Genomic DNA, 21,960 nt, shown 5'->3' with positions numbered 1-21,960 from the left:
TACGTTTTTGAAGGAGACGGAGCGAAACATTGTGGTTGAAGGAATCGACAGGAGTCGTATAATGGAGGTCAAAAGCTTACGACCTTGGGGGAAGAAAGGGTGCTGCACCTCATGAATATTTTAATCATCGAAGATGACCCGAGCATTCAAATGCTGCTGAAGCTGAGCCTGGAGGTGGAGGGCTTTAAGCCGGTGATCGCCGGATCCGTCGCCGCAGGCATGGAAGCGCTTAATAAGCGGACAACCGATCTGATCCTGCTTGATCTGATGCTGCCGGACCGTTCCGGGCTGGAGCTGCTTCAAACGCTGCAGCAGCAGTATGCCACCATTCCTGTTATCGTCTTGACTGCCAAAAACGAAATGAACGATAAAATTCTCGGGTTTCAGCTCGGAGCGGACGATTACTTGACCAAGCCTTTCGAGACCCGCGAGCTGATTGTGCGGATCCGTGCCGTGATGCGGCGGATGAAGGCGGCTGCGCCGGCCGCGGAAGCCCTGCACATCGGCGTAATGGAGATCGATAAACGGGAGAGGTCGCTGAAGGTAGCCAGCCTCCCCATCAAGACAACCAGCAAGGAATTCGATTTCCTCTGGCTGCTGTGCAGCCATCCGAAGAAGGTGTTCACCCGCGAGGAAATTTTGGAGCAGGTATGGGGATTCGAATATTATGGACAGACCCGCTCCGTCGATATGATGGTGAACCGGCTGCGGGAAAAAATAAAGCCCCATGATCCCATGATCGCTACCGTTCACGGCATGGGCTACAAGCTGGAGGGATAGCCGATGGGCCTGCGGAACAAGCTGTTTCTCCAGCATACCGTCACCATCTTGATGCTGCTAACCGCGATGTATTTCATCGTCAATTATACGCTCGGCAAAAGCATGATCGAACGGGACACGCAGACGTTAAGCCAATATTACGCGCTGCACCGGATCGAAGCGTTAAAAATCGTCAACGATAAAAAAATCAATATCGAGCAGCTGTTTTCCGGCACTTACGCGCCTTTAATCGCCTCGCATCTGGCCGCCAACAGCAACTTCCAGGTGCAGCTGTTTGCCTTGGACGAAACGATTGTCGGGAACAGCGGCGACAAACAAAATTTGCTGAAGCGAGGCGACATTCAGGCAGCTCTTGCCGGGCAGACGGCTACGGTTCTGACCGAAGCCGACGATACGCAATATTTGATTTATGCGGCTCCCTTCTGGTATGAGGGCAAGATTGTAGGCGGCTTCCGCTACCTGCTTGACCTGAAGCAGCATGTGGAGACGCAGGTACAGATGCGGTACTGGTTTATCGGCGTCGCTTTGGGCTGCCTGTTGATCTCGCTTCTCGCGAGCTATTCCTTCTTCTCGATTCTGATGAGGCCGCTTCATGACTTGAAGCAGGCGCTGAAGCTTGTATCCATCGGTGATTTCAGCAAAAAAATCGTCGTCCACAGCCAGGACGAGGTCAAGGAGCTGGCCAAAGACTTCAATCATATGTCCGATGCGCTGCAGCAGCACATTCAGATGCTTCACTATGAGCAGGGCAAGCAGAAGACCTTCTACGACAACATGACGCACGAATTGAAAACGCCGCTGACCTCCATCATCGGCTTCTCCGATTTGATCGCCAAGATGAACCAGCCGGGGGATATCCAAACCTGCAACAGCTATATCCGCAAGGAAAGCGGGAAGCTGCTGCACATGGTGGAGGATTTGCTGCAAACCTCGCTCAAGGGGAACGAGACGTGGAGTGTCCGGCTGGAGCGGCTCGATCTTGCCGCCGTCATTACGGACAGTCTGCGGATTCTGGAGCCGACGATCCAGAAGTCCTCGATCCGCACCACGGTGCGGCTGGCTTCCTGCGAGGCTTATCTCGATCCGCAGCGTACCCAGCAGGTGCTGTTCAATATGATCGATAACGTGCTGAAGCACAGTGAATGCAGCCATCTGCATATCCAGCTCGACGAGCACGAGGGCCGCGGGCGGGTATGCATTACCGACGATGGCAAGGGCATCCCCGAGCAGGAGAAGCACGCCTTGTTCCTTCCATCCGAGCTGAAGCAGCACCGGGTCATCTCTGCGCGGTCCCACGGGCTCGGTCTGCCGCTGTGCAAGCAGCTGATGGAGCTGCAGGGCGGCTCGATTTACATCGAGAGCTCCGAAGGCGCCGGGACTGAGGTCCAGCTGCTGTTCAATATGGGGTAGCGGATAAGGAGACGCATGTAAGCGCTGTTACAAAATTGATACAAACTTACGATTTTTTTGAGATAAAAGGAGGGTAAAGTAAATGCCAGAGGAGAAGAAAGGGCTTACATGGTTTCGTCTTATCCTGTTGCAAGTCGTTGTCGGCTGCCTGCTCATCGGCATTTGCGCTTACAGCTTCCGCATCCCTGTCGATGAAGTGCACATCGTGCCGCCGCAGCAGGACGGCCGTGAGATGTTCGCCGGCGTCCCCATGCGGGTCGATGTGACGTATCCGGGCTTGGGCACCATCTCGATTGACGATCCGAAGGAGCTGCTGAAGCTGAAGGCTTCCTTTGCCGATCTGCTCGCCGGCGGCAAGCAGCAGCCGCAGAGCAAGCAGCCGCGCCTGCTTTTGACAGGCTCGATCGCTTATCTGGATCAGGAGGACGTACCGTTCCAGATCGAGACCAATGCATTCCGCTTCGGCGCCGAATCGGTCAACTCGCTTAACGTCAGTGCCGATATCCGCAAGCTGCAAAGCATGCTTATCGACAAGACGCTAACCTCAGCTACCGTGGGTACGGCCATCGAAGCTGCGGACAACGAGGTGTACTCCCTGCGGCAAGGCGAGCTGACGCCTCTGTCACCGGAGGAGCGGGTCACCCTGACATCGCAGGTGCGTTCTGCGATCCGTGTCATTGACTTCAGTCATTTTGACTTTCTCGCGGAGCAGCCTGACGCCCATTACGTCGTCCAGCTGGCGGACAGCGGGGGGGCCAAGAAGCACTGGCTTCATGTGGACCGCTACAACAACGCTTACTTCGTCGTTTTCGATTTATTGGATGAGACCAACCAAAGAGCCTATTTCAAACTAAACGCCTCGTAACATACGCCTGAAGGGACGGTTTGAAACTATGGCCAGAAAGAAAAATAATAACTCGGTCATCTTGGTATCTGTTGTTGTCGTAGCGCTTATCGCTGCATTTTTCTTGTACAAATCCGGAGTGTTCGGAGGGAAGGTTCAAGGGAAGGTTACCGTGTATTCCATCTTCCAGGAGGAAGAGGCACGCAAAATTTTGGACAAATTCAAAGCCGAGACCGGCATCGATTATGACATTCTCCGTTTGCCGAGCGGTGAAGCGGTATCCCGCGTGCAGAATGAAATGGGCAAGCCGCAGGCCGACTTCCTGATGGGCGGACCCGCAGATTCGCACGAGGTTTTGAAAAAAGCGGGCGCATTGGAAGCCTACGTCTCCCCTAACGCGTCGGACATTCCCGACAATATGAAGGATAAAGAGGGCTTCTGGACCGGCTTCTATCTGAACCCGGTAGCTATCGGTATCAACGAGCAGCGCTGGAAGGAGAAATACGGCACCGCCCCTTACCCGCAATCGTTCAAGGAATTGCTTGATCCTAAGTTTAAAGGCGAGATCGGCATGTCCGACCCGGCCACTTCGGGAACCGCTTACACCGCCGTTGCTTCACTGGCACAGGTGTGGGGCAAGGATGAAATGCTGAAATATATGGCGCAGCTGCTCCCGAACTTGAAGGAGCGTCCGAAATCCGGCATTGAGCCGATTCAGAAGGCTGCCAAAGGCGAATATACCATCGGGGTTACGTTCCTGGGGGATCAGTTGAAAATCAAAAACCAAGGCAATCCGATCGTCAGCATCGTGCCGGAAGCGGCAGGCTATGAGGTAGGCGGCCTCGCTATCGTCAAGAACGGGCCTAACACCGCAGCAGCCAAGAAGCTGATGGATTACATGCTGACGAATGAACCGGGCGCACTGTATACGCAATCCGCTTATGCGGTATCAGTGAAGCCGTCCGTACCCGTTCCACAAGGCGGCATCGACATCAAAACAACGAAGTACAACAAAACGTACAGCCTGTGGACCGCAGCGGAGCAAAGAAAAGCGCTCCAAGATGCTTTGAAGGATTTGAAATAAGACTCATCTCATTCACGGGGCATTGCATGTGCAGCCGCTTAGCTAGACCGGCTGCCTGCAGTGCCTCTTATGAAAGCTAAGGAAAGGTGGTATTTCGCCCCCTATGAAAGAGAAAACCGGCATCGGGGAGTCGATAGGCAGGCTCATCAAAGATCCTTCTTCACTCCTGCTAGTGTTGATCAGCTTTGCGCTCTTATGTTTATTCGTCATTTACCCGCTTATTTTCGTCGTCTTCATTCCGAACGGGGACAACTGGATTACGTTTTTCAGCAAAGGCCGTTACGGCACCGCGCTGTTGAACACGATCGTCAGCTCCTCTCTATCGGCGTTGACTGCGACCGTATTCGGCTTCATTTATGCTTACGCCATTAACTACAGCAGCATTGCAGGCAAAAAGTTTTTCCGCTTTATCGCATTTCTGCCCTTGCTAGCTCCTTCGGTCATGAGCGGCCTCGCTTTCCTGCTGCTGTTCGGCCGGGGCGGCATGGTCTCCCAATGGCTTAAGGCCTGGTTTAACGTCGAGCTTGATTTGTACGGGCTGCCGGGGCTGTGGATCGTGCAGACGATTTCGTACTTCCCGCTGGCCTACATGACAATCACAGGCGTGCTTCGCTCCATCTCGCCGAATCTGGAGATCGCCGCACAAAATCTGGGCGCAAGAGGCTTCTACCTCTTCCGCACCATCACGCTCAAGCTGGCGCTTCCCGGAGTCGTCAATGCATTCCTGCTTGTGGCGATTAACTGCTTCGCAGATTTCGGGAATCCGAAGCTGATCGGAGGGAACTATTCCCTGCTCGCCGTCGAAATCTACGGTGAAATTCTCAACAATGAGCCGGGACTTGCTTCGGTGATGGGCATTATACTCGTCATACCGGCACTGATCGTGTTCTGGGTGCAGAACAAGCTGCTGTCCAAGGGCTCCTACTCCACCATTACAGGCAAGCCGGTCTCCGGTCTGAACCGGATGACGACATCACGCAAGACGGATGTGCTGCTTTTTCTGTTCAACAGCCTGATGTCCGTCTTCATTATTGCAATGTTCGCGATCACGATTCTGTTTGCCTTCACCAAAAACTTCGGACGCGACAACACGTTCACAATGGATCATATTATGAAGGTCGTATTCAACCCGTCCTCTCCGGCGGTGATGAACAGTCTGGTTTTGTCGCTCATCAGCTCGCTGCTCGCGGTGGCATTCGCGCTGGTGCTTGCCTATATCATTGTACGCAAGCCGTTCCCCGGCAAAAGGCTGCTTGATTTCACAGCCGTGCTGCCGATCGCCCTTCCAGGTACGTTCGTCGGTCTCGCCCTCATCGTCGCTTTCAGCTCCGGTCCGATCATGCTGCAGGGCTCCGCGATCCTGATTATTGTCGCGATGCTGCTGAAGCAAATGCCGGTCGGCTACCGCGGACTTACCGCTTCCTTCAAGCAGGTGGACAAATCGATCGAAGAGGCCGCCACCAACCTGGGAGCGGACAGCCGCAGAACGTTGACGACCATCGTCTTTCCGATGCTGCAAAAAACCGTCGTAGCCAATTTCGTCTACGCGTTTATGAAAAATATGAACACCTTAAGCACCATCGTATTTCTGATTACACCGAAATGGGTGGTGGCGGCCGTATCCATCTTTAACTATGCGGAGACCGGCACCTATTACTGGGCAGCTGCCGTTGCCGTAGGGCTGATGGCCGCGACGCTCGGCACCCTTGGGATTATGAAGCTGATCTTCCGGTCCAAAGTAAAAATATTCGATTTCTAGATAGAGGGAGTGGGCATCATGAGCACACAAGTGCTGCTGGATCTCAAAAACGTGAATAAAGTGTTCGGAACCAATCACGTGCTCAAACAAATAGATTTGCAAATTGAACGGGGAAAATTCATCACCTTCCTCGGCCCGAGCGGGTGCGGGAAAACGACGCTGCTGCGCTCCATTGCAGGCTTTTATACCATTGATGAGGGTGAAATCTGGATCGACGGCAAGCTCGTGAACGACCTTCCCCCTTACAAACGGGGAACACCGATGGTGTTTCAGGAATATGCGTTATTCCCTCATATGACCGTCTTCGATAACGTAGCCTACGGACTCGATATCCAGAAGCGGCCGGAAGCGGAGGTGCAGGAGCGCGTTCAGGCTGCTTTGGCCAAGGTCAAGCTGACCGGGCTGGAGGAACGGTACCCGCATCAAATGTCAGGCGGCCAGCAGCAGCGGGTAGCGATGGCGCGGGCGCTCGTCATGAACTCACCGATCATCCTGCTGGATGAGCCGCTCAGCAACCTCGATGCGAAGCTGCGGGAGGAAGTCCGTGTGGAGCTGCGCGCCATTCAGCAGGAGCTCGGGCTGACCGTCATCTACGTGACGCACGACCAGCTGGAGGCGTTGTCGATGTCCGACTACATCGTCGTTTTCAACAAAGGCGCAATCGATCAGTACGGCACGCCGCACGAGATTTACTACAAGCCGCGCACCCGCTATGTAGCGGACTTTATCGGCACGACGAACTTCGTCGAGGCCACGGTGAAGGAAGTCTCCGGCCCCGAGGCCACCGTAGAATACGGAATAAACGGGCATACCGTAAAGGTATCCACCTCGGAGCAAGTTGCGGTCGGCGAGCAGGTGCTTTTAAGCATCCGGCCCGAGTCGCTTCGGATCAATCAGCCGGAGGCGGGCGATTTTACAATCCGGGCTGTCGTGAAATCGTCCATGTTCCTCGGTGAGAAGGAGCGCTACTTCCTCTCCGGCTATAACGGAACCGAATGGATTGTCGATGCTTATGATATCGGCCAGACGTCGTTCGAAGGCAATGTGGATATCCGTGCTGCAGCAGACAAAATTCATTTGATCAAAATGGCGGATTAGCCTGGCATGATCCGCAGTCGTCTGCCTTAAGGCCGTAAAAAGGAAAACAACCGTTTTCCTTTTTTGGCATTCCGGCAAGCCGCGGCTCCCCTGCGATAAGGGGGCGCGGATATTCGATGGCGGGCTGGGAAAACCTCTATCGAAACCTTGCGAAGATGAGCGACCGCGCTCAGGCTCACAACAAAGAACAACAGATCAGGAAAGGGGCGGTTGGCATGTGGAAAAAAGGCATCATCATCTTGTCGCTGCTCGCATGCGTATTTATAGGCTACCCGTTCTACAGCAGCCAAAACAACAGCCAACCGCTGAAGGTATACGTCATCTTCCAGGAGGATGAGGGGCGGGTGCTGCTGGAAAAGTTCAAGAAAGCAACCGGTCAGCCCTACGAAATGATCCGCATGTCGAGCGGCGAGGCCAGCTATCATCTGCTCTCGATGGACAAGAGCGGCATTGATGTGGTTTTGGGCGGACCTGCGGACCTGCACGAGCAGCTGAAAAATAACGGAAAGCTGGTTCGCTACAGCTCCCCGATGCGGGATTCGATCCCAGCCCGGTACAAGGATAAGGAAGGCTTCTGGACAGGCATGTACATGGGTGCTCTGGCTATTGGCGTCAACCAAAAGGTGTGGCGGCACGACCCGCTGCTGGCTTCGCTGCCGCTTCCGCAGCAGTACGAGGATCTGCTGCGCCCCGAGCTGAAGGGCAAGATCGAGATTCCCGATCCGGAGACGTCCGGTACCGGGTATACGCTGCTCGCCTCGCTCGCCCAGCAGCGCGGGGAGAACGAGGCCGTCCGCTTGATGCTCGCGCTAAAAAAGCAGAGCTCCTCCACGACCTTCGCCGGCATTACGTCCGCGCAGCGGCTGGCCGTAGGCGATGTCGCCGCCGTCGTGAACTTCCTCGGCGACCAGCTCCGTTTTGCCAATTCGGGCTATGACATCAGCTCGTATATCCCCCCGCAGGCGGGCTGGGAGATCGGTGCGGTGTCCGTGCTCAAGAACGGCAACAATACGGCCGCCGCCAAAAAGCTCGTCGACTTCGTGCTGTCGCGGGACGTGCAGACCGACTATATGAACACGGCCTTCTCGTTCCCCGTTCTGCCCGACATTGCGGTGCATCCGCTGCTGTCGCCCGTCAAGCTGGAAAACCTGCTTGCGACCTACCGCTTCGACACCGCAGCGCAGCACCGGGAGTCCCTGCTTAACAAATGGCGTTCGGCCAAGGAGGAATAATCTGCAGGCTGCGGGTTGACCAAAGCGTTGTACCCGGAGTCAGCAGCTAATGCAAAGCATGCATACGAACGTATACGCAATTACAGAGCAGATGGGCAGTCCATAGAGGATAAGCCGCTGATCATGAATTCGCAGCTGCTACCAGAAGAGGAGGCTTTCCCCTTGCAAAAGACCGATTATAAAGCGGTGTTCTGCGATATTGACGGAACCTTGTTGAATTCAGAGCATCAAATCACACCCGGAACCAGGAGCGCCGTGCACAAGCTGAAGCCGCTCGGCGTTCCTTTTATCCTCGTCTCTGCGCGCATGCCGGAGGCGATCGTACCCTTACAGCAGGAGCTTGGCATCACCGATCCGCTCATTGCTTTCAGCGGCGGGCTTGTCCTGAGCGGAGCCACGGAGGAGGAGCTGCGCAAGCCGCTCGCCAGTATCCGACTGGGGGCTTCTCTCGTATCAGAGCTGTTCACCCTGACCGCGCAAGCCTTTCCAGAGGTGAGCTGCAGCGCCTATACACCATCCCGCTGGCTTGTGCCTGAGGCGGATGCGCAGTGTCGTTGGATCGCTCAGGAGCAAGCGATCACCGGCACCGTTCCGATGCTTTTTGACCCGCAGGAGCTCAGCCGTGCAGGTTCGGCTAATCAAACCGTACATAAAATAATGTGCATGGGTGAGCCGGATCAGATCGACGGTGTGCTTGCCGTACTGAGGGAGCAGTTCCCCCGGTTGGCGGTGTACAAATCCAAGCCGACCTATGTGGAAATCATGGCCCCACTCGTCAGTAAATCGGCCGCGATTCGGGTATTGGAGTCCTTCCTCGGCATAAGCCGAAGTGAAGTCATTGCTATCGGCGACAATTATAACGATGCGGATATGCTTCAGTATGCGGGGCTTGGCGTAGCCATGGGCAACGCCCCTGACGAGGTGAAGGCGCAGGCCGATGAGGTGACCGGGTCGAACGACGAGGACGGGCTGAGACAGATGCTGGAGAAATATTTCGGTGTGTAGCATTAATCCGACAGCCGTGGCGGACCGGCCCCAAACGCAGCACGCAGCGAAGGCGGTTTGTCATCGGGAAGCCGGCGAGACCCGGCCTCCCGACGACAAACCGCCCGGAGTCGATGCGTTCATATAAGTCTGCCGCACGGCCAATCCGCGTGGTTCGCCGCCGCGATGGTCTCCCAAGCGGCTTCGCGACGGATGCAGCCGCTCGGGACTGCCCGGGCTTCGGGCTTACCGCCCAAGCAAGCCCGGAATCTCCCTAGACGCAGCCTGCAATGAACGATTGCAGGCGTTCTTTTTGCAGCAGGTGATGGCGGTAATGCATCTCGACAAGCAGGAACCATTCCTTCGCATTCATCCCGCCGAGACGCGGATGTGCCACCATAATCTCCGGCGGCAGCGTCGCAATCACCGGCTCCAGCTCCCTGGCCCGGCGAAGCACCTCCTGCAGCCCTTCGGCCAGCTGCTGCTTGCTTTCCATCTGCGCAGGCGTGTACTGCGGCGATGCAGGAACCCGAATACGCTCAGGCGGGAAGCCGCCGAGCTGGAACACCTCCTCGCCCGCTGCGGTTTTCACTTCGGTAGTCGCCGCTGCGGACGCCTCCTCGCTCAATACTCTGCATTTCTCCGCACTGCCCAGCTGCATCCGCAGCGCTGTGTTCGTCAGATGAACGATCATTTGACCTAGTGACCAAGCGTCTTCGTCGGGCTGGAGCCTTAGCTGCTCCTCGCTGTACTGCTCGAGAGTGTGAAGATATTGATCGGTAAGCTCCTCCAAACGCTGCAATGATTCCGTTGTATTCATTCCAATCCAGCTCCTTTGCCTTTGTATAGCTCCAGTATATAAGACCGCTCCTGACAACAGTATGTCAGTAGCGTTGTATCATGTTTTCCGCTTCTTCACGCACCTTCTGCCGCAGCGATTCCGGCTCCAGTACAACCGCCTTTGCCCCCCACCCCATAATCCAATGCAGCACATCCTCCGGCTGACGTACTCTGAACGTAACGAGGGGCCCTTTGGCGGCGGGCTCAATCGTTTCCATATAGAAGCTGCCTGCATGCTTCACTTGCTCCGCAACGCTCGCATCCAGCTGTACCTTCACGATCAAGCGGCGGTCATCCACCGGTTTATAGTTATCCAGATTGAAATGCTCCGGCAGCTGAAACCGCTCCTCCAGCACGCTCAGCCCGCTAATCCTGGACACGCGAAAATGGCGAAGCTCCATGCGCAGCTCACAGTAGGCGATCAGCATCCAAGCCCCCCGTACTAAGACAAGCCCGTAGGGAGCGGCGACCCGAGTGGTCTCACGCTGCTCTTCTGCCGCTGATGCATTCGGTCCCTTCGAATAATGAAAATGCACCTTCCGCTGCTCCAGAATGGCGCTGCGAAGAGAGGCGAATGCCCCTCCTTCCTGCCTTTGCGTCTCGATATCTTCCCTCGTTGCAAGCAGCTTGATCGTCGTTCTGACTCTTCCCGCTTCCTTGCGTACCTCCTCCGGCAGCACAGCCTCAATCTTTCTGCCACAGGCCTTCGCATGAGCTCCGTATACGTCATCGAATTGCTGCTCGATAAAATCCATCCCGATCAGCATCGCCACCGCTTCATCGGCAGTAAAACGGACCGGCGGCAGGAAGTAGCCCTCCATCAAGGAGTAGCCCGTGCCCGGTGCGCCGATGACCGGCACCCCCGCTTCGCTGAGCGCCTGCATATCGCGGTAGATCGTGCGAAGACTCGTCTCGAAGACAGCTGCCAGATCCTCAGCCCTCAGCGTTCCTTTGCGCTGCAACTCCAGCACGATCGCCAGCATCCGGTCCGTTTTGTTCATACCACCGCTCTCCCTTCATTCTTGTCCGATCCGTCACAGTCTGGCCTGAAGTCCAGCTCTCTTTACGACTTAAGCACATATTTGGGATCCCACCTCCCCCTTATCCTAGTTTGTAGCTATGACGAATAAAGGAGGTATTCTTTTTGCAAAATACGATCAATTTCATCTCAACCAGTGGATTAGTGAAACGCTGCAGAGCTCGCAGAACAACAGCTTGCTGCCCCTTGATAATCCCGTCTACCTCGAATACTGGCAGCTGCTGATAACTGGTCTTTCATTCAGTCTGGCCGTACTGCTGTTCCTGGTTATTATTTCTTATTTTAAACCATGGGGTAAAAGAGGCAAGCCAAAGCCGGAATAAACCCCGACATCGGAAGCTTCATCAAGCTCAGTTAGTTCCTCGAATGTCCTAACAGCTCCCATACTTATAGTCTAAACCTATAAAATTGATTCTTTTTATATATTTCATAACTAACGATTCTACAGGTACAATGAGAGCAAGCTTACTTTTACCTATAACGAGGAGGTTATCTTATGAATCGGAAACGGACGGTTAAAGAGCAATTTGATGCCGTGGCTATGGACTATGATCAGCAGAGAAGACAATTGATCCCCTGTTTTGACGAGTTTTACGGAATGGCCTTGAGCTTGGTGGAAAGCGCGGATGGGGCTCCTTCTATCCTTGATTTGGGTGCCGGTACGGGGTTATTCTCCCGCATGGTGCTGGAAAAATACCCGGCAGCCCGGCTCACGCTGGTGGATTTGAGCGAAAGCATGCTGGACGTCGCCCGCCAAAGATTTCAGCAGCACCCCCATGTTCAGTATATCGTAGCAGATTACTCGAGCTGCTCGTTCCCTGCATCGTATGATATCGTCATCTCCTCGCTGTCGATTCATCATTTGACTCACCCGGACAAAAGGCAGCTGTTCGTCAAAATCTACGGCATGCTGAACGAGGGGGGCATCTTCGTCAATGCCGACCAAGTACAGGGCCGCTCCGACTCGACGGATGCATACTATCGGCAGCGCTGGCTTGAGGCCATTCATCAAAGCGGCCTCCCTCAACAGGCAATTGACGCCTCTATCGAGAGACGCAAGGTAGATATTAACGCGAAGCTCCCGGACCAGCTTCAATGGATGGAGGAAGCCGGCTTTAGCGAGGTGGACTGCATGTACAAATATTTGGACTTCGCCGTCTTTAGCGGCAAAAAGATGGAGCTGCAGCCGTAGCTTTCATGCATAATCACAACGCAAAAAGCCCTGCCTGAGCCTGAACAGCCAAGCGGGCTTTTTGTTTCGAGCAGGCAATGCGGCGTACGTAAAGCCCCGTAAGCCAGCGCAACCTGCTGGGTCTCGTTACGAAGCGCACGCCCTGATCCCGGAAGCGCTTCGCCATTTGCCATGTCACTTCATTCGAGCCTATGACGAACGGGCAGGGATTGCACGTGGAAAGCCGCAGCTCAGTGCTGCCTACAGCTTATGCTCGCCAGTGCTTTGGAAAAATTCGATACTTTCCCCATTCAGGCCTTTTACAAAAGCAATCCGGACCGGAGTCGGAGGATTCACTCCCAGAATAACGTCCTTCGGCTCCACCGTGACCACCGCCCCGGCCGCCACTGCCGCTTGCACAGCCGCATCCACATCCTCGCTGCGGAACGCGACGTGAAAATACGATCCGGCCGGAGGCTGCTCGTCCGTTCCGCCGGCGAACACTTCCAAATAATTGCCGTCTCCCGAATCGAGGAGGACGACACGCTTATCACCCTCGCCCCAGTGATTCGCTTCCGTAAAGCCTAGACCTTCCTTGTAAAATTGTACCGTCGCTTCGAAATTATAGGCTCTTAGCGCCACATGGTGGAAGCCGCCGCCGCCGATTTTTGCATTCGTGCCCATTGTATCCTGCCTCCTCTTTCAACCCAAGTTAGGTATCCCCATCCAGTATATCTGAATTAAGGAGCCAGCGGAATGAGTTACATGGAGGTAACTTAGTAAACCGCAGCTACCGTTGCCGTTGTGAAATCCCAAAACAATTTCATCACTTGCATCTCCCTAGCAATGCTCTTCAGCGCACTGGTATATCATTTGTACGAAGAACCTTTACGAAAAAAAATCCGCTTCGGCTCACAGAAACAAAATCCCGCAGCCAAAACGCCTTTACCTGCCAGGACCTTGTAATTTATTTTCAGGAACATATGTTCTTGTTCAATGATATATGGTAATCTATGTAATAACTAATGAAAAGGGAGGGAGCCACGTGATGGATCCAACGGAAGTGCCTGCTCGTCTTCAGGAAATCATATTTGCCTTTCCGGACAATACCCGCCAGGAGAGGACCTGGAACCGAACGTTTGGCAGGCTGTTAGCAGGAATCCCGGGTCAGAAGGGTCTCCGATTTGAACCTGAACCACATGGAGCCCTTCCCATGACTTCATTTCGGACAACAGCCTCCGCCTTCCCCTCGATACGGCTGCTAACCGATGTACCTATAGAGGCCGTCACGGGTAAATTGCTTATTTCGAGTCGGAGCGAGCCGATCGAATCGCCGGGAACGCTTGAGGCGAAAGGGGAGCTCGAAGAGTCAGAAACTGCTGCCAGCAAGGAAACGCTGCCTATTGAAGCTCTATATTCACGGCTGCAGGGTCATCTTGCCGCTATAGATCATACCGGGGTCAATCTTCCTGTCCAATCCATCGAGCCTTCGAAGTGGGAAGGGTTGATACGAAGTCTGGCTGCGGTTACCAATTTGTACCGGTACCCGGGAGAAGCCTGGCCTTTTATCATTCCGGCGACAGAAGCGGAATTTTATCAAGACATTACGAATTTCACACCGGTACGCATACCGAAATTTGAATGGGTATTTGATGCTTACACTGCCTTACCGCTATTTCAGTTTGCTTTGGTTACCGATTTATCGAGACAGGAGCTAGAGGAGGCCTTTCCGGCACCCTACGGGTTTGCGATCCCGGGGCTGGACTCGATCTTCCGGAGTGTCAGGGTCGATTCTCCATGGAAAGACGGCTTAGAAATCCGCATCGATCTTTATTATAGACGTAGTGAGGGCGATCCCACAGATTGGGAAACCGGCAAGTGGCTCATAACAGACGGCGGAAGAATCCCACCCCTCTCCTCCCTGTAACGCATTGCTGTCAACACCGACCAAACGGCCTCTCCGCAAAGTTTGCGAACAGAGGCCGTTTTTTCATCCCTTTTTTCGGAAATGTTGTATATTTTAAGCTCATTTTCAGGAAAAACTAGGTACAATAGGTTATAATCAATAGGTATAAAGTTTCAAAAACCGACAACGTTTTACTTTTTTCGCTAATCCCTAGAGTAAGGATGATTGGTATGTTTGATATTGTGTGGCATGGTATTGGGATCGGATTGTTTTTGGCGGGATTGTTTTTTTCATTAAAGCCGCTCCTGAGCCGTCATCGGAACGAGCCCTAAGCAGTGTTTAGCCGCTATGAAGAAGCAGGCAGTCTGCCTTCTATTTATTCCGTTTCCCTATTTCTTCCGTTACAATGAAAGCAAGCTCTTCATTGCCGAATAACGACAGTACGCCTAGTACCGTGTCGTCTGCGATTTCTCCCGCTTCCTCCTTCGGCACGGTCAGCTCAAGCGCCTGTGCCAAGGGCAGGTTGTTCTCTTGATGCGGGTACGCGCGGCGGTACAGCGCTTCGGGGTCCAAGCCGTGATTGATGCACCATTGGGCGAAAACGAGGATCATCATATTTTCTTCCTGCTGGTAGTTGCGGATTACCGCTTCCTCCAGTTCTTTATTGCGGTTGCTCATGCCATAAACGCCCCTTTGCACAAATGCGAATGAATGGAACCATTATATCGAAAGTCCAGGTGATTGCACAAATGATAATGAACGAGAAAATCAAGGCGGCGGAGGTGCTGCTGATCGGCGTGGACGGCGAGGAGCTCGGCATTGTACCGACTCGTGAAGCGCTGGCGATGGCCAAAGCGCTGAAGGTCGATCTCGTCTGCGAGTCGCTCATGAGCAGCCCGCCGCCCTGCCGGCTGATCGGCCGCGGCGCAGCCAAGCAAGCAGCCCAGCAGGAGAAGCAGCAGGCACGCAAGCGAGAGCAGCCGCCCAAGGTGAAGGAGCTGCGGCTGACGCCGCACATCGAGGAGCATGACTATGAGACGAAGAAGAGCCAGGCGGAGCGCCTGCTGCGCGCAGGGGATGCCGTGCTGCTGACCGTGCGCATCCAGGGCAAGGAAGGCGCGCAGGCGAAGGAGCTGCTCGAGCGGCTGGTGCGTGACCTCGCCCCATGCGGGCAGAAGCAGAGCGGCATTCAGCTGAGCGGCAAGCAAGCCGCCGTGCAGCTGAATCCGAAGGACGGCTAGTCCTCCTTCGGCAGCTGAACCCTGCCGACCACGCAGCGGCCCGCCCACCCCCGGGAACGGGCACAGCATTCCCAGCGCGCGCGAATCCCGGGCGCGTGTTGTCGCTCTGCATGGCTGTCGGTCGAACCCCACATCCATGCGCGTGTCCGCCGTCCCCAAGCCGGGTCAGCTGACCCGGCCTCATTTGGATGCACAAAAGACGCCTCCATCCCCGCATACAGCGGGTTTGGAGGCGTCTTTCAAATACTATTATTTATCTTCCGTAATGATCACGGATTGGGATTCACTTTCCCAATTGACAGCAGCTTTCAGAGCTTCACTCACGAAGCGGACCGGTACGACCGTGTTGCCGTCCACAATCGCTGCAGGCACTTCCAGGGTCACTTCTTTGCCGTCTACATAAGCCTTTGCGCTATCGATGAACAGCTTCACGGTAATTCCGTCGCGTGTCACGGTAACGGAACGTTCTTCGGCATTCCAGCTCACTTCCGCTTTCAACGCCTCGGAGATTGCACGGAAAGGAACCAGCGTGCTGCCGTCACGGATGAATGGAGCCACTTCAACTGTAGGCTCTTCACCGTTCACATACAATTTCACGCCTTTTTTTCCAAGCTTATCGTACAGCTTGCCGAGCTTTTTGTAGGAATCGATGTTTTTCAGGTTTGCTTTAATGGCATCCTTCTGAACATACACCGCATCGGTTACACTGCCTTGCTCATCCAAAATATCCGCTACGTTGGACAACGCTTGGTCTTTCTCGGTTAATGCTTCCAGTGCCGCCTTTTGCTCGTCGCTAAGCTTTGCGCCGTATTTGTTCAGCAGCAGATCAGCGATTACAGGTCCCGCCGGTCTGTCTTTTACATTATCCAGAGCATTCAGAAGCCCTCTGTAGCCTTTATGGCCATTGCCGTCATAAGTGCTGGAGGTAACCGAAGCTTCCGTGTCCAGCTTCACCTTCAGTTCCTTCACCTCCGCTTTGACTTGAACCGCTGCTTCCGGCTTCTTCCCTGCATTGCCTGCATCCTCCGGTTTAGCGGCCAATGCCGACCCAGCCATAAGGCTTGTTGCTACGAGGCAGGATGCCGCGATCAACCATGGTTTGTTTGTTTTCATCATTATGTCTCCTTTGAGTGGTTTTTGGGAACGCTTCCCATATGTAGGTTCTCCATGGATAAACGGCCGTCATCTTGGGGGGGCGTACCGTTTATCAGGTTTACTAACCAATTCGGGGCGCGCCCGTCATTTGTGAGGGTTACTCACGCATCATCTACTAATTTTGTCGAGTTTCTACGAAAATTGGTCTCTATATTCCTGCGGCGTCATGCCGAAATGCTTTTTGAACGCATGGTTGAACGAATGCGGCCGCTGATACCCGAGCTGGGCCGCGATTTCGTATATTTTGTTCGGGCTGTTTTTGAGCAAATACTCCGCCCTTTCCATGCGCACGGTATGAATGTAGTCACTCAGGTTATCCCCCGTCTCCAGCTTATAAATCTTGGACACATACACCGGGTGCAGGTGCACATGCTCAGCGATCGTCTGTAAGGAAACGTCATCGGAAATTTTCCGGTCAATCACCTGCCGGATCTCGTTGATGAGCCGTGTGCGGGAGTCCTTCGTCTCCTGATCCATGTCCGCCTTGATCCCGTGCAGCGTACGAAGGGACCATTCCCGAAGCAGGTTGACCGAACGAAACGGATGGCCTTCGGTCAGCTTGTCGTAATCCGTGCCAAGCAGATCTGACAATTGCTTTCCGTTCTTATGGGCGATATAAGTATAGGCCGAAGCGATGGAAAAATACATCTCCAGCAGATGCTCCTGCGATTCCGGATACCGGCTCTCCAGCTGCTCCAGCGCTGCGTTCAGCTTCTGCTCGATCTGCTCCCACCGTGCGGCCTCCAGCAAATGAATAAGCGTCGGAGGCTCGTACAGGCTCGGCAGCGATTGAATGGCTGTCTCCACCGGAGCATCGTCCAGACGCATGAACAGCTCGTGCTCGTTCCCGATCCGCCTGCGAAAGACGGCCACAGACCGGTCATACAGTGAGGTCAGATCACCGGGAAACTGCCCCTGGCTGCTGATCAGAATGGAAATTTTCCCTTTCAGGTACGTCTTCACAGCCGATTGCAGGGACGAGGCTGTCCGCTCCACCCAGCCAGCGCCCTCCTGGTCCCCGTCCTCCTGCTTGCCGAGCATGACGAACACCAGGTAATCATGCGCATCCTTCGTATACCAGGTATCATAGCGTTCGCCGTACAGCTCCTCGACCATGTTGCCGATCGCATATTCCAGAAGGGACAGACTGTGTGCGTCATACTGCAGGAAATATTCCTCCAGCCGAACCATCATCACCACAAAGGAGCGCCCGTGGTAGTCGGATAGCTCCAGCATTTGCATTTTGTCGCGAAGCGACGACTCGGCAAATTTGCGGCCTTGCAGCAGATCGTTCAGCAGATTCGCCCGCAAGAGCGACAGGTTTTCCTTCAGCGTGTAGGTCAGCCGCTGCTTGGACAGCACTTCCTCCCACTCCTTGGTGAGCTTGTCCTTCACCCGGCGAACCGTGTCGACCAAGTCTTTTTCCGTCACCGGCTTCAGCAAATAGTCCTCGGTCTGGTACTGAATCGCTTCCTTCGCGTAATTGAAATCCGAGTAGCCTGACAGCAAAATGCACTTCGTCTTCTGCCAGCGGCGGTCGATTTCGGCAATAAGCTGGAGTCCGGACATGCCCGGCATTTGAATATCGGTAATGACGATGTCGATGGAGAACTGCTCCAGCAGCGCCAAGGCTTCCACAGCCGAATACGCCTTGTATACCTGATCGATTCCCTCCGCCTTCCAATCGATCGTGGCGGAGAAGCGCTCTACGACATGAACCTCGTCATCGACGAGCAAAAGCTGAACCATGCTTGTCCCTCCCTGCTGTACATCCTGCTTTTGTCAGACTCCGCAGCGTTTTGCCTGCCCCTAGACGGCGCCTGCTCTGTTCATCGCTGTTGAATTGAAAGCTCTCTCTGGTTGGCCTCCCGCGGGATTCCAGTACCCGGCCTCCCGGCCTCCCGGCCGCTGCTCACAACGTATCGTCTCCTTGCATCGGCAGCTTCCGCTCCCGGTTCCAGGTGAGCATGACCCGAAGGCCGCCGCCTTCGGCATGCCGGAAGCTCAGCTCCGAGCCTTCCCCGAACTGATAATACAGCCGGTGGTGTACATTCCACGTGCCGCAGCCAATCTCCTCGCTCATCGGCTCCTGCAGTCTGGCCCTAAGCTGCTGCAGCTCCGGATCGCTCAAGCCTTTGCCATTGTCTTCGACAATAAGCCGGTTCCGCTCGTCGGTCTGTTCGCCGGTAATTCGGATACGCCCGCCCCCCATCCGGGCTTCAATCCCATGAACGATAGCGTTCTCCACCAGAGGCTGAAGAATAAGACGCGGCACGAGCTCTCCGAGCATAGCCTCCGGAACGTCGATCTGATACTCCAGCCGCTGCATCCGCAAATTTTGGATATTCAAGTAGTTCCGCACCATATCCAGCTCATCCTTCAGCCGGACGGACTGATTCTCGACTCGTGTGGTATATCGGTAAAACTCAGCCAAATTGTGAGCCATCGCAACCACGGCTTCCCGGTCTTCCAGCTCGGCCGAATTGATAATAAAGAACAAGGAATTATAGAGAAAATGCGGATGGATCTGGGATTGCAGCTGCTTCAGCGTCGCTTCGCGCGAGCGGATTTTTTCGGCATACACATCCTCCACCAGCACTTGAATTTGGCCGGCCATTTCATTGAAATGCTGAATTAAATAATCGAATTCATTTTTGGACCGGTATTCAATCCGTGCGGACAGGTCACCCCGCTTCATTTTTTGTACGCTGCGAATGACCTGAACGAGAGGGATCTGCACATTCCGGTACAATAAGAAGGAGGCCACCACGCTGAGCGCCAGCAGCAGTCCAAGTGAGATATAGAACAAATGGCTTGTCTTCGTAATAGGAGACAACATTTTCTCCACCGGCACGTAATCGATCAAATACCAGCCGAGCTGCGTCGATTTGACGTAGCTGACCAAATATTCCTGCCCCTCGATCACAAGCTCCCGCTGGCCTATATCGTTTAAAGGCACGCCTCCCAGCTGATGGAGAAGCTGATCCACCATCGCTTTGGAAGACGTGCTGTTAAAAATCGGGCTATACCCCGGATAGTATAAGAAGGGATCGCTTTCTTTATCCTTCTTGTAAATATCCAGCAGGTCGCTTATATTTTGCACCGGAAATCTGACTTCAAATACCGCATTCGCTTGTTTCACGCTCTTGGCGTTCGCAGGCTCGGTAATTTCGCGGATAAACGTCCCCATCCGTGTTCCTCTCGAGCTGTCGAATCCGTAGGTCCAGGTGGAATGAATCGGATCCTCCCAGGCCCATGTCCCGGTTCCGTTCATATAAATGCTGGAGGAAACGACCTTCCGCTCCCCAGGAACCACCAGTGTCAAATCGTTCGACCAGCCGCTGGAGACGCTTTGCAGGCTGAGCTTTTCGGTCAGTCGAGCCTCTGCCTTCATCGGATCGGACAGAGAGGCGCCTGTCTTATCGATAAATTCCCGAATGTAAGGATCGTTCGCCAGAATGACGGGGAACATCGATAAATTTTCGATATGCGAATCCAGCTGATGCAGGAAAAAAGACAGCTGGTTCAGGTTCGAGGTCTGGATCTGATCCTGAACCACTTGATTCGTCGTCCGATTGGAGAGCGTATACAGCACCAGTACCGGCAGCAGGAGGACAAGCAGCACAACCACGATTTTGCTGAAAATATTTAATCTGTACGGCAGCTTCATCCTCGTTGGCCTCCTTCATCTCCTGCTGTGTTTACGCAATGGTACTTATTTTACCCTTTTACGGCACCTGCAGCCAACCCGCTGACAATATAGCGTTGCGCGAGCAGCGCGATAATCAGCACCGGCAGCGTAATAATGCAAGCCGCGGCCATCAAAGCGCCCCAGTTGATCTCGGAATACGACATAAAGTTAAATACGGCAATCGGCAGCGTCTTCGTCTTGTCTCCTGCCAAAATAATGGAAAACATAAAATTGTTCCAGGAGAAAATAAACGACAGCAGCGACGAAGTAATGACCCCCGGTCCGGAAATCGGCAAAATAATCCGCGTAAACACTTGATGGTGCGTGCAGCCGTCGATTAAGCCCGCTTCCTCAATTTCTGTAGGCAGCGCCTCGAAGAACGAGATCATGATCCAAATAATAAACGGAAGCCCCACGAGCATATGACTTAAAATCAGAGCGGTATACGTATCGACGAGATTAATTTTGGAAAATAAAATGAACCATGGGATCAGGAAGGTAATCCCCGGAATGATCCGCGCCACAAGAATAATAAGTCCAAGCTTATGCAGGTGATGCCGGGCAATCGCGTAGGCGGCCGGAAGACCTAGAATTAACGAGAACAGGGTTGAGCCGAGCGCGACAATCAAGCTGTTCCAAATAAATTTCATGAAATCATACTCTTTGAACACGCTGGTGTAATTTTTCGTAGTCGGGGTGAAGATGAAAAATTGATCCGTCGACATGATCTGCGCCTGTGTCTTGAAGGAGGCGAGCAGCATCCAAATAAAAGGGAACGCGAAGACGAGCAGAACAATAAACGTCAGCACGGTATTCAGCAGGTTCATTCCTTTGTTCTTCTTCATGACGCTCCCTCCAGTCGCTTCCGCATCCAAATCATAAACAATGTCAACGCCATCACAATCGCAAAGAAAATGACCAGCAGCGAGGACGCCATACCCAGCTTAAAGTACTGGAAGCCCAGCACATAGCCGTACAGGTTCAACGTCTCGGATGCGAAGTTCGGCCCGCCCTGCGTGGTGGCGTAAATAATATCAAACGTTTTCAAAACATCGATCAGCCGAAGCATTGCGGCGACGATAATTGTCGGTCTGAGCAGCGGCAGCGTAATCGCGGTGAATTTCTTCCACCGGCTTGCCCCGTCCACATCGGCGGCTTCGTAAGGATCGGTCGGCAGCGTGGCCAAGCCCGCCATGACGATCAGCGCGATCATCGGCGTCCATTCCCAGATGTCGATAATAACGAGCGACGGAATAACCTGCGATGTCGAAGCCAGCCATAGGAGGGGCTTGAAGCCGAGCGATTTCAGCATCAGATTGGCGACACCGATCGTCGGCTCGTAGATCAGCATCCATACCAAGCCCATCGCTACCGGTGTTGCGACCATCGGGAGCAGGAATATCGTTTTCACGATATTTTTCCCGCGGAACTGCCTGGACAGCAGAATCGCAATAGCAATGCCAAGCACGACTTCAAACAGAAGCGCCGCAATCGTGAAATAAAAGGTGGAGCCTACCGCATGCCAGAACCGCTCATCCTTGAACAGCGCCAAATAGTTGCTTATCCCTACCCATTGGGGAGGTGTCGTAGCCGACATGCTCCACTCATAAAAGCTGATCCGAACCGTGTATATAATCGGAAACAGCATCATCAGCAGCACGAACAATACTGCCGGAAGCGTATAAATCCACTTCAAGTTCCGGTCGAACCAGTTGTACCGCATGAA

The 21,960-nt window shown here is 54.0% G+C and carries 22 protein-coding genes; 13 read left to right on the top strand and 9 right to left on the bottom strand.

From position 1 onward, the window contains the following. Nucleotides 1-111: 111 nt before the first annotated feature. The 9 genes from CF651_RS18140 to CF651_RS33180 all read left to right on the top strand — a co-directional run bounded on the left by CF651_RS18140 (nt 112) and on the right by CF651_RS33180 (nt 9,339). A complete protein-coding gene (locus tag CF651_RS18140; RefSeq protein WP_144029074.1) occupies nt 112-780 on the top strand; it encodes a response regulator transcription factor in 669 nt (222 codons plus the stop codon). Between the two features lie 3 nt (nt 781-783). Then, nucleotides 784-2,190: a sensor histidine kinase gene (locus CF651_RS18135; RefSeq protein WP_094016276.1), complete on the top strand. Its 1,407-nt coding sequence runs from the start codon at nt 784-786 to the stop codon at nt 2,188-2,190. Nucleotides 2,191-2,272: 82 nt separating this feature from the next. Beyond that, entirely contained in the window at nt 2,273-3,055 is a 783-nt protein-coding gene (locus CF651_RS18130) for a DUF3919 family protein (protein ID WP_094016275.1), read from the top strand. Between the two features lie 28 nt (nt 3,056-3,083). After that, nucleotides 3,084-4,118, top strand: a complete 1,035-nt coding sequence (locus CF651_RS18125) for an ABC transporter substrate-binding protein (RefSeq protein WP_094016274.1) — start codon at nt 3,084-3,086, stop codon at nt 4,116-4,118. Between the two features lie 103 nt (nt 4,119-4,221). Further along, nucleotides 4,222-5,877 (top strand): ABC transporter permease, encoded by a 1,656-nt coding sequence (locus CF651_RS18120; protein ID WP_094016273.1) that lies wholly within the window; start codon nt 4,222-4,224, stop codon nt 5,875-5,877. Between the two features lie 18 nt (nt 5,878-5,895). Further along, nucleotides 5,896-6,975: an ABC transporter ATP-binding protein gene (locus CF651_RS18115; RefSeq protein WP_218827862.1), complete on the top strand. Its 1,080-nt coding sequence runs from the start codon at nt 5,896-5,898 to the stop codon at nt 6,973-6,975. A gap of 116 nt (nt 6,976-7,091) precedes the next feature. Further along, a complete protein-coding gene (locus CF651_RS18110) occupies nt 7,092-8,207 on the top strand; it encodes an extracellular solute-binding protein (RefSeq protein ID WP_094016272.1) in 1,116 nt (371 codons plus the stop codon). A gap of 162 nt (nt 8,208-8,369) precedes the next feature. Continuing rightward, nucleotides 8,370-9,212 carry a Cof-type HAD-IIB family hydrolase gene (locus tag CF651_RS18105; RefSeq protein WP_281254485.1) on the top strand — a complete coding sequence of 281 codons (843 nt, stop codon included), beginning with the start codon at nt 8,370-8,372 and terminating at the stop codon, nt 9,210-9,212. After that, nucleotides 9,205-9,339: a hypothetical protein gene (locus CF651_RS33180; RefSeq protein ID WP_281254484.1), complete on the top strand. Its 135-nt coding sequence runs from the start codon at nt 9,205-9,207 to the stop codon at nt 9,337-9,339. Before CF651_RS18105 ends, CF651_RS33180 begins: the two co-directional genes overlap by 8 nt. 126 nt (nt 9,340-9,465) lie before the next feature. On the opposite strand, the gene CF651_RS18100 is transcribed toward CF651_RS33180, so the two are convergent. Further along, nucleotides 9,466-10,011, bottom strand: a complete 546-nt coding sequence (locus CF651_RS18100; protein ID WP_094016271.1) for a DinB family protein — start codon at nt 10,009-10,011, stop codon at nt 9,466-9,468. A 64-nt stretch (nt 10,012-10,075) separates the two neighbouring features. Then, nucleotides 10,076-11,032, bottom strand: a complete 957-nt coding sequence (locus tag CF651_RS18095; RefSeq protein ID WP_094016270.1) for a helix-turn-helix transcriptional regulator — start codon at nt 11,030-11,032, stop codon at nt 10,076-10,078. A gap of 118 nt (nt 11,033-11,150) precedes the next feature. Here CF651_RS18095 and CF651_RS18090 point away from each other — a divergent pair, with 118 nt between their 5' ends. Next, entirely contained in the window at nt 11,151-11,393 is a 243-nt protein-coding gene (locus CF651_RS18090) for a hypothetical protein (RefSeq protein ID WP_094016269.1), read from the top strand. A 173-nt stretch (nt 11,394-11,566) separates the two neighbouring features. Continuing rightward, complete coding sequence (locus CF651_RS18085) at nt 11,567-12,262, top strand: class I SAM-dependent methyltransferase (protein ID WP_094016268.1); 696 nt, start codon at nt 11,567-11,569, stop codon at nt 12,260-12,262. Between the two features lie 240 nt (nt 12,263-12,502). Here the strand turns inward: CF651_RS18085 and CF651_RS18075 are convergent, their stop codons facing one another. Continuing rightward, nucleotides 12,503-12,925 (bottom strand): VOC family protein, encoded by a 423-nt coding sequence (locus CF651_RS18075; RefSeq protein WP_094016267.1) that lies wholly within the window; start codon nt 12,923-12,925, stop codon nt 12,503-12,505. Between the two features lie 361 nt (nt 12,926-13,286). Between CF651_RS18075 and CF651_RS18070 the strand changes: the two genes are divergently transcribed. Further along, entirely contained in the window at nt 13,287-14,168 is an 882-nt protein-coding gene (locus tag CF651_RS18070; RefSeq protein WP_179232865.1) for a hypothetical protein, read from the top strand. 351 nt (nt 14,169-14,519) lie between these two features. On the opposite strand, the gene CF651_RS18065 is transcribed toward CF651_RS18070, so the two are convergent. Beyond that, the gene (locus CF651_RS18065; RefSeq protein WP_094016265.1) at nt 14,520-14,825 is read right to left on the bottom strand and encodes a hypothetical protein; all 306 of its coding nucleotides are present in this window, start codon (nt 14,823-14,825) and stop codon (nt 14,520-14,522) included. Nucleotides 14,826-14,896: 71 nt separating this feature from the next. On the opposite strand from CF651_RS18065, the gene infC reads away from it, so the two are divergent. Next, nucleotides 14,897-15,388 (top strand): translation initiation factor IF-3, encoded by a 492-nt coding sequence (gene infC / locus CF651_RS18060; protein WP_094016264.1) that lies wholly within the window; start codon nt 14,897-14,899, stop codon nt 15,386-15,388. A 249-nt stretch (nt 15,389-15,637) separates the two neighbouring features. Here infC and CF651_RS18055 read toward each other — a convergent pair whose 3' ends face one another. The 5 genes from CF651_RS18055 to CF651_RS18035 form a co-directional block, all read right to left on the bottom strand. Next, on the bottom strand, nt 15,638-16,504 hold the full coding sequence (locus tag CF651_RS18055) for a copper amine oxidase N-terminal domain-containing protein (RefSeq protein WP_342746590.1): 867 nt from the start codon (nt 16,502-16,504) through the stop codon (nt 15,638-15,640). A gap of 171 nt (nt 16,505-16,675) precedes the next feature. Beyond that, nucleotides 16,676-18,292, bottom strand: a complete 1,617-nt coding sequence (locus CF651_RS18050) for a response regulator transcription factor (protein WP_094016262.1) — start codon at nt 18,290-18,292, stop codon at nt 16,676-16,678. A 163-nt stretch (nt 18,293-18,455) separates the two neighbouring features. Further along, nucleotides 18,456-20,213, bottom strand: coding sequence for a sensor histidine kinase (locus CF651_RS18045; protein ID WP_094016261.1), 1,758 nt, complete (start codon nt 20,211-20,213; stop codon nt 18,456-18,458). Between the two features lie 50 nt (nt 20,214-20,263). Next, on the bottom strand, nt 20,264-21,079 hold the full coding sequence (locus tag CF651_RS18040) for a carbohydrate ABC transporter permease (RefSeq protein WP_094016260.1): 816 nt from the start codon (nt 21,077-21,079) through the stop codon (nt 20,264-20,266). Beyond that, nucleotides 21,076-21,957 (bottom strand): carbohydrate ABC transporter permease, encoded by an 882-nt coding sequence (locus CF651_RS18035; RefSeq protein WP_094016418.1) that lies wholly within the window; start codon nt 21,955-21,957, stop codon nt 21,076-21,078. The genes CF651_RS18040 and CF651_RS18035 overlap by 4 nt, the downstream gene beginning before the upstream one ends. Between the last annotated feature and the right edge of the window lie 3 nt (nt 21,958-21,960).

The sequence above is a fragment of the Paenibacillus rigui genome (assembly GCF_002234615.1).
In the GTDB taxonomy this organism is placed as follows: Bacteria; Bacillota; Bacilli; order Paenibacillales; family NBRC-103111; genus Paenibacillus_S; species Paenibacillus_S rigui.
Note: the sequence above shows the minus strand (reverse complement) of the source record. Positions and strands in the feature narration are given on the sequence as shown.

Excerpts from the sequence above, each read along its gene's own strand:
- CF651_RS18135 (WP_094016276.1), top strand. The coding sequence starts at position 784 with ATGGGCCTGCGGAACAAGCTGTTTCTCCAGCATACCGTCACCATCTTG.
- CF651_RS18130 (WP_094016275.1), top strand. The coding sequence starts at position 2,273 with ATGCCAGAGGAGAAGAAAGGGCTTACATGGTTTCGTCTTATCCTGTTG.
- CF651_RS18045 (WP_094016261.1), bottom strand. The coding sequence starts at position 20,213 with ATGAAGCTGCCGTACAGATTAAATATTTTCAGCAAAATCGTGGTTGTG.
- CF651_RS18040 (WP_094016260.1), bottom strand. The coding sequence starts at position 21,079 with ATGAAGAAGAACAAAGGAATGAACCTGCTGAATACCGTGCTGACGTTT.
- CF651_RS18065 (WP_094016265.1), bottom strand. The coding sequence starts at position 14,825 with ATGAGCAACCGCAATAAAGAACTGGAGGAAGCGGTAATCCGCAACTAC.
- CF651_RS18055 (WP_342746590.1), bottom strand. The coding sequence starts at position 16,504 with ATGATGAAAACAAACAAACCATGGTTGATCGCGGCATCCTGCCTCGTA.
- CF651_RS18035 (WP_094016418.1), bottom strand. The coding sequence starts at position 21,957 with ATGCGGTACAACTGGTTCGACCGGAACTTGAAGTGGATTTATACGCTT.
- infC (WP_094016264.1), top strand. The coding sequence starts at position 14,897 with ATGATAATGAACGAGAAAATCAAGGCGGCGGAGGTGCTGCTGATCGGC.
- CF651_RS18085 (WP_094016268.1), top strand. The coding sequence starts at position 11,567 with ATGAATCGGAAACGGACGGTTAAAGAGCAATTTGATGCCGTGGCTATG.
- CF651_RS18110 (WP_094016272.1), top strand. The coding sequence starts at position 7,092 with ATGGCGGGCTGGGAAAACCTCTATCGAAACCTTGCGAAGATGAGCGAC.
- CF651_RS18050 (WP_094016262.1), bottom strand. The coding sequence starts at position 18,292 with ATGGTTCAGCTTTTGCTCGTCGATGACGAGGTTCATGTCGTAGAGCGC.
- CF651_RS18115 (WP_218827862.1), top strand. The coding sequence starts at position 5,896 with ATGAGCACACAAGTGCTGCTGGATCTCAAAAACGTGAATAAAGTGTTC.
- CF651_RS18095 (WP_094016270.1), bottom strand. The coding sequence starts at position 11,032 with ATGAACAAAACGGACCGGATGCTGGCGATCGTGCTGGAGTTGCAGCGC.
- CF651_RS18090 (WP_094016269.1), top strand. The coding sequence starts at position 11,151 with ATGACGAATAAAGGAGGTATTCTTTTTGCAAAATACGATCAATTTCAT.
- CF651_RS18120 (WP_094016273.1), top strand. The coding sequence starts at position 4,222 with ATGAAAGAGAAAACCGGCATCGGGGAGTCGATAGGCAGGCTCATCAAA.
- CF651_RS18075 (WP_094016267.1), bottom strand. The coding sequence starts at position 12,925 with ATGGGCACGAATGCAAAAATCGGCGGCGGCGGCTTCCACCATGTGGCG.
- CF651_RS18125 (WP_094016274.1), top strand. The coding sequence starts at position 3,084 with ATGGCCAGAAAGAAAAATAATAACTCGGTCATCTTGGTATCTGTTGTT.
- CF651_RS18100 (WP_094016271.1), bottom strand. The coding sequence starts at position 10,011 with ATGAATACAACGGAATCATTGCAGCGTTTGGAGGAGCTTACCGATCAA.
- CF651_RS18140 (WP_144029074.1), top strand. The coding sequence starts at position 112 with ATGAATATTTTAATCATCGAAGATGACCCGAGCATTCAAATGCTGCTG.